At 63.5% G+C, this 6,868-nt stretch carries 5 protein-coding genes and 2 pseudogenes; all 7 read right to left on the bottom strand.

Annotation, left to right across the window (positions count from 1 at the left end; translation table 11 throughout):
* Nucleotides 1-799: 799 nt before the first annotated feature.
* The gene (locus ACIRB1_RS43215) at nt 800-1,654 is read right to left on the bottom strand and encodes a GIY-YIG nuclease family protein (protein WP_403469464.1); all 855 of its coding nucleotides are present in this window, start codon (nt 1,652-1,654) and stop codon (nt 800-802) included.
* Between the two features lie 215 nt (nt 1,655-1,869).
* Entirely contained in the window at nt 1,870-2,712 is an 843-nt protein-coding gene (locus ACIRB1_RS43210) for a hypothetical protein (RefSeq protein ID WP_403469463.1), read from the bottom strand.
* 87 nt (nt 2,713-2,799) lie between these two features.
* A pseudogene (locus ACIRB1_RS43205) lies at nt 2,800-3,570 on the bottom strand (transposase family protein).
* Complete coding sequence (locus ACIRB1_RS43200; RefSeq protein ID WP_403469462.1) at nt 3,548-4,021, bottom strand: ankyrin repeat domain-containing protein; 474 nt, start codon at nt 4,019-4,021, stop codon at nt 3,548-3,550. The pseudogene ACIRB1_RS43205 and the gene ACIRB1_RS43200 overlap by 23 nt, the downstream one beginning before the upstream one ends.
* A 171-nt stretch (nt 4,022-4,192) precedes the next feature.
* Nucleotides 4,193-4,675 carry an SMI1/KNR4 family protein gene (locus tag ACIRB1_RS43195; protein ID WP_403469461.1) on the bottom strand — a complete coding sequence of 161 codons (483 nt, stop codon included), beginning with the start codon at nt 4,673-4,675 and terminating at the stop codon, nt 4,193-4,195.
* 2 nt (nt 4,676-4,677) lie between these two features.
* A pseudogene (locus ACIRB1_RS43190) lies at nt 4,678-4,791 on the bottom strand (HNH endonuclease); the annotation flags it as partial.
* 281 nt (nt 4,792-5,072) lie between these two features.
* The gene (locus ACIRB1_RS43185) at nt 5,073-6,203 is read right to left on the bottom strand and encodes a protein-L-isoaspartate(D-aspartate) O-methyltransferase (protein WP_403469468.1); all 1,131 of its coding nucleotides are present in this window, start codon (nt 6,201-6,203) and stop codon (nt 5,073-5,075) included.
* Nucleotides 6,204-6,868 lie beyond the last annotated feature (665 nt).

Here is a 6,868-nt window from a genome sequence, read left to right as displayed (position 1 = left end):
AACGGACCAACCACGCCCATCTCTCCCGCTACGAACGAGAGTTCATGCCCACCCACTCGAACCAAACGATCACGTTCGGAAAGCGGATGACGTCTCAGGTGTGTTTCCCTCGATACCTGCCGCTTCGTGGCGAGGTTTCGGGCGCCTGTGGTGCGGCTTCGGGCCCCTCGGGTGCGAGCTGCCCTACCTCACCTCTGGCGACGCACGCCATTACGTGGCCAGTTCGCAACAGGCCAAGGATGCAGCCGATGCTGAGCCACCAATACAGGGCAGAGAATGTGTGCACAGAGGTAGCAAAATATATTGCAAGTACACTAAAGAGGGCAAAATTCAGGAAGTTTAGTGTCAGTAGTGGCCAACCTGAGTCCGTTTTTGCCTGATTTAGTTTTTGCCATGTTGTTCTTGGTATTTGAGTGGGATGCGGACTGAAGCGGCGCTTGATCTCGCCTACGAAGGATCGCTGTGTCATGGGATAGATCGAACAGTGGGAGATGACTCCTGCGCAAGCCCTGTTCGCCGTCGACCCGCACGCCGTGGAGCGGGCATGGTTCAGGGCGTCGACGTGTAGCACCACGCTGGACGAACGATTTTGATGCCCTGGGCCGCGACCGCTCGGCTCCGCCTGGATCGACGACAGGCGCGACAGGAGCACCCCGCACACTCCACACTCGGTCGGTGCCGGCATACGCGAACGGCGCCCCACCATCTCGGAGCCGGGGCTTGTCGGCCGAACAGAGCACGCTTTCCAACTGCGGTGGTGGGCTGCGTGCGGGAGACATTGGGCCTGCAGGACGCTGAATCAACCGTCGATGATATCGGCGCCACCTGCGGTTCCCCTATCGGCGATTCCATTCTTAGCCAGAACCTTTCGCCACTCTTCTTCAGGTCCCATCATGTCGTATTTAACGCCGACAATGTTCCATCCTAGGCGCTTCGGCGGCTCCAACTTACGAGCTTCCCAAAGATGAGCCACGTAGTCGGATGCTTCGGAAGTCAGTATTTCCAATCCCGTCATGATCATTGAATAGGGGTCTAGCTCAAGAAAAAACTCGAAGTTCTCTTTAGCGGAAAAGTGGACGGGGCAAAAGTATCCCCCCTCGCATTGGTAAATATCGTGGTGCCGTGCTCGATCTTCCATACATCTATTGCGCTCGTCGCCAATGACTGCCAGATCGAAAATATTCTCGTATGCTGCAAGTTTTCGAAAATCCGGTTGGATGACCCATTTAATGAGACACAGGTCGGGATATTGTACGAACTTCATCGCCACTAGGTCACGCCGCAACCATCTGCGCATTCGGGTTTCCATGGCGGGCAGGGCGTCTATTTCTACCGCCTCAACTACTTCGTTCACCGGATAGTGAGCGCAGACATCCTGTACGTGTCGAATTGCCTCGCGGGTTGGGATTCTAAAGAACTCGCGTTGCGCGTTCACGCGGTAAATGCGAAGCAGTGAGTGCAGCTCTTTTTCTGCGGCGCTGGCGTCGCTTACGACTTGATCGTAGATCACTTCATACTCGGTCGGCACTCCGGTTGCCCGGGAGATCTCTCTAGCTCGCTCTGTGGACTCTCTGTTTGTGCGGCCGATCTTCAATACTCCAGGGATAAGGGAATTTGCGAGAATGTAAATTACCCCACGGGTGCTCTCGGTCAAGTGTTCTCCCGGCGATTATGGGTCACCCTTCCGACCCTGCTTGGTCAGGTTACTGCCAGCCACTGACAGCGGTCGTGGGATCACCTAGCGCGGAGCCAACCGCCGCAGCCATGACGTACCCCTTCTCTGGCGTCAGGCAGCGGAGCGAGCCGCCTTGAACCAGTAGAGAAAGTTGTAACTCGCCTGGTTGGCAAGGTTGTGATCATTGGGGCGCGTCAGAACGGCGGCGGCTCGCTGTAGCCCTCATTTGTGTCAACGGTCCCTGTAGCGCTGTCTGTTGGTGTGTCGCTGTCACAGAACAGGAAGGGGTTCTGTTGGCCTTCCAGGCCTGTGGAGTCTTCGCCCCATGTGTCGAGGGCGTCGATGGCCCGCTCTCTGTGTTGCCACTGTTCGCTGGTTCCCAGGGTCTGGCGGATCGCGGGTACGAGTGCTGTGCGGTGGTGCAGTAGGCGGGGATCGTCCAGGAGGTGAATGCACGCTGTGATCGCTGCCTCGGCTGTGGGCCGGTCGGTGTCGTCGACGTATGCCACGGCTGCTGAGTACAGCTGCGGTCGAATCCTTCGGATGCTGATGGCCGGCGGGTAGTCGTCGAGGGGGAATCCATGCCGTCGGCTGAGGACATCGGCCTCGTCTGTGACTGCGTCGGCCACTGATGCGATCCAGAGGAGCAGTTCAGCACGCATGCATCCGGGGAACGAGTTGTGTCCCTTGTCCACGGTGCGGGTGGTTCGTGGATTCGGGAGCATCGCGGCCACGCACAGTGCTGCGGGCACCGTCGCCTCGTAGAGGGTGTTTTGGTGGTGCAGGGTGTAGTGCAGGTAGTCGAGTGCTTTGGTCCTCACGGTCTGGTCCTGGGCGAGGAGTTCGGCCAGCCTCTTGGGTGCTTCAGCGGCAGACCCGTATGCGTGATCGAGAGTTGCCCAGTGCGTTGCCGTCAGGAGGACTCTGTACGTCTCTGCCTCGTCCAGAGTGGCGATTGTCCTGGGCAGGTCTGCACCGACGCTGTGCTCGGTGGCATTGACACCGTTCAAGGTGTGGCGGTTGCTGTTGGTGCTCACGGGCCTGAGCATGCCTGATGCCTGGCCTAAAGCGCGTTGCAGAAGGCCGTGATTTTGCAGGTCAGGGCGCGGTTCCGGCTGTTCTGATCACGCGGTCATGGCGAGGTTGTGCATGTGGGCGACGGCCTGGACCGCGTGGTGGAGGCCGTCGCCGTGCTGTCGGCAGTCGCGGAGGATCTTGTAGTTCTTCAACCGGCCGATCGCGTGCTCGAGCCGCGCACGGACACGGCGATGCTCCTTGTTGTCTGCTTCTTCGCCGGCCAGCAGTGGCCGGCCGGGCCGTTTGCGGTGCGGGACGACCAGGCCGGTGTTGATGTAGGCGCCGTCGCCGAGCACGGTGAGGCCCTGGCACTGCTCCGGCAGGCCGGAGCTGCGCCAGACATGGGCATCGGCTTTGTTGCCCGGGGCCGGACGGGCGGTGGCCACGACCAGGCGGGTGTCGGCGTCGATGATGACCTGCACATTCGCCGAGAACCGGCAGGTGCGGCTCGAGGCGCCGACCTCGCGGTCCCGGACCGGGACCAGGGTGCCGTCCACGATCCACAGCCGGTCCGCGGCATCGACGGGGCGGGCGACCGGGCCGAGCGCGAGGAGCGGCCGCAGCCGCTGGATGACCCGGCACACCGTGGCCGGCGAGACCCCGAACAGCGGCGCGAGCTGCCGCATCGTCAGGTTGGTGCGGTAGGAGACCGCCACCATCAGCACCCGATCGGCAAGCGGCAGACACCATGGCCGCCCGATTCACGGGCCATCGCCACCCCGCTCCCGCACCGCCTTCAACAACCCCTCGAACTGTTTCATCCCCAGCCCCGGGAACGTCTCCACCCACAACGGCTCAACCCTCAACACCACACGCATACAAGGAAAATGCCCAGATCACGGCATTTCTGCAACGCGCTTTAGGGGAAGTGCCGTCCCCAGCCGGAAGGTGAGCTGCCACGTCATAGTTGGTAATCCGCCCCGCCAGCGACCTCGGGCTCAGGCCATGAGCGTTGTCCCGGTCCGGGTCAGCACCGGCTTCCAGAAGAAGCCGAATCGTCCCGCCTTCGCCCCGCGAACAGAACACCGCCCTCCACAACGGCGTATTGCCATGACGGTCCACGACATCGACCGCCGCACCCGCGGCCAGCAGGACTTCGACGGCAGCGGGCACCTGCGCCTGAGCAGCAAAATGCAGCGGAGTCCAACCCTGAGCATCGGCAGCCCCCGGGTCGGCGCCCTCAGCCAACAGCGTCATCAGACCGTCCACGTCTCTATTACCAGCCGCATAGTGCACTGCGGCCCGCCCCAACCGATCCCGATCCGTCATGCCGACCATCCTCACCCGGCTTGACGAAAGAGATAGGGGCACCCCCCGACGACCCACCCACCGCAGCCGTCGTCCGCTGACGTTGCCGTCAAACGAAACAAAGGCCCCCTCCGCACCACTGCGCGGAGGGGACCTTGTCCTGTCCTCAAGAACACCGGAAAGGGCGTGACCCTAAACCGGTGGACTGCAGGGAACCAGTCGAGACAAGAACTCCTCGAATGATCCCGCTACTTTACGGGGAACTCGGTCCTCGTCGATGTAGGCGACAGAGGGCTCACCAGCTGGTCCGGACTCGGAATAGTCGAGCATTACTGCATCATGCCCACCTGAGGGCATATCGCAGATGACTAAACCGATTTCCGGATAACCCCATTCGACAATTAGGTCAGCACTCCCCAGGCCTGAGGTGGAATCGATCCCCCACTTCCCACCAATTCCGAGAAGTGCGCGAATCTCGAAATGGTCGACAGCCCAGGACGTAGCGAACTTCGTAGGAAAACGGCGTCGCTTCAATACTCCACCGTTCTTCTCCGATAGCGCCGCGACATAGCTTGAAGGAAGTTGCAGACCCAGGGCCTCCTCGGCCCGACTAATCATGTCAACGCTCAGCGGTGGACCCGTATAGAAGTCCCCATCTTCAAATAGTTCATTCATCGCTACCTCCCTCCGGAGAATCCACCCGTGTGGGCCGTCAGTTTATGGGCCTCTGTCTCGATCAGCTGCATGAGACCAGGATCTTGATGATGGTGCCAGGTGTAGCCATCTGGCGTCTCACTGAGTCCTGCCGCCCGGTTAGATCTCGCGAAATCTGTTCCGGGCGCGAGCGTTCGGGCTCGTTACCGGGGACGGCCGGCTCGGGCCAGGACCGCTTGGACGGTGATGACAAGGCGCGGCCGACGCGACTGCAAGACAGTCCACGGGCGAGCAGCGCCCCCTTCAGGTGAGCCCCGCCACAGAACGCCCGTGATTACGGTGACCAGCATCAGGCCCCCAAGAGCGCGTTGTCCCGTCCGCAACTTGTGGACTGAGCAACGGCATTCACAGGGGCTGGTCATGCTGTGATGGACCAGGACCCGCGCGAGAGGGTGAGTGTGCCGTCAGGGTCGACCCGGACGTGCGCCCCGTAGACCGGCAACCCGCCCTCGCGGTTGAGGCGGTCACGGATGCGCTCGAGTTCGTCCCACAAGCGGCGCGGGCCGCCCTGATGGACCGTGGGCGAGTCTAGAAAACTGGCCGCGCTGGCGCGGGCCCACGATCCGTCAGGGTGCAGCATCCACACGGTTCGTGTGTCCCCGGCGGTGGTGGTGCGGTGGTCGATGCCCGGCGTGGTGAGCGCGAGCATGGACATCACCTCCCATGAGTCCGGCACGTACAGCAGCGGGTATCGACTGGTGGTGACGCTCTCTCCCTCGGCCTCCTGCACTTTCCCCCATAGTTCGTCTGTGTCCTGGTCGTAGTCGTCGCCGTGCCGGGTGCGCATGAAGCCGGCCGGGTCGGGGGTGACACGGCCGGTGGCGCCGCCGTCCTCGCTCTTGTCGGCGGTGACGATCAGTCCGGTTCCGGCAAGGGTGGTTACCAGCCGTCCGCCGGGCCGCAGCGCGGTCAGCCACGATGCGGGAACAGGCCGCACGGACACGGTGGAGACGATCCGGTCGTACTCGCCGGGCAGGTGAGCGGTGAGGTCGGCGACGGCCGTGCGCGGGTGCAGCCCGATGGAGTCGAGCCGTTCGGTGGCCGTCGTGACCACGTACGGGTCGACGTCCACGCTGGTCACTCGGTCGTCGCCGAGGCGCCGGCACATCAGGGCGGTGCCGTAGCCGGTGCCGGTCGTCACCAGGACCCGGGAATCGTCGGCGATCATCGCGTGCCGGTACATGGTCACCACCAGGCCCGGCAGCGTGGACGACGACGTGGGGCTGCCCATCTCCACGGTGGCGCCGGGCTCGGCCTGGTCGGCGTGGACGGGGCCGATACGGGTCACCAGGGTGCGGTCCGTGTAGGCGGTGCGCATCCAGATCTCGGCGTCAGCTGGACTGTCGCGCAACTCCCACGCCTGATTGCCGCGCGCCCACCAGCGGGGCACGAACACGTGCCGGGGTGTGGTGGCGAGCGGCCCGTACCAGCGGGATTCAGGTCGGACCACGCCCAGCGCCAGGTCCCGCGCATATGACTGCCAGTCCATGGCATCCATGGCGGTCAACTCCTTCTAGTCGTAGGCGGGGTCGCAGGCCGGAGTCTCGGCCGGGGAGCAGTCGGAACCGTCCTGGTCAGGGTTGCAGGCTGAGGCCCCGGGTGACGGCTGACACGAATCTTCCTTGGGAGTGCAGGTGTCCGGCACACAGCCACCACCGCGACGCGGGATCGCTGTGGCGACCTGAGCTCACTGCTGGCCGCCGAGGACGGCCGCGAGCGGGGTTGTCTTCGCGCTCCCTGCTACTTCTCTGTCGAGGTCCAGGCACGAGGCGCGGCCCTCGACAGGCGGCGCCGGTCTGCTGTCACACACGGATAAGCTCCCGAGGATCGTGTGTCCCCTTGCCAAGGGGCGTCAGGCAGTCGGTCGTCCGCCGTGTGTGGCTGGTTTTCCAGGGGCGAGCGGCGCAGGGGGCAGCAGGCGGCGTGTCACGCGCCAGCGGTCTGGGCCGCGCTGTCCAGTGAGGCATCGAGCACGCACACATGCGCGGTGATCTCTTCCGTTGCCAGTGCGGTCGCGTGCCGACGGAGGTCTTCACGTAGCTTGATCTGCGCTGTGACGGGCCGACCCGGCGCCGCTGCGGTTGCCGTCGGCCCATGCGTGTTTGAGTTGTGTCCCCGCCCTACGAATGCGGGCCGTGTGCGTCGCGCACCCCT

Origin of the sequence: Streptomyces sp. NPDC096013 (genome assembly GCF_044763565.1) — a bacterium.
Classification (GTDB): Bacteria; Actinomycetota; Actinomycetes; order Streptomycetales; family Streptomycetaceae; genus Streptomyces.
This window is presented reverse-complemented; position numbering and strand designations above follow the sequence as displayed.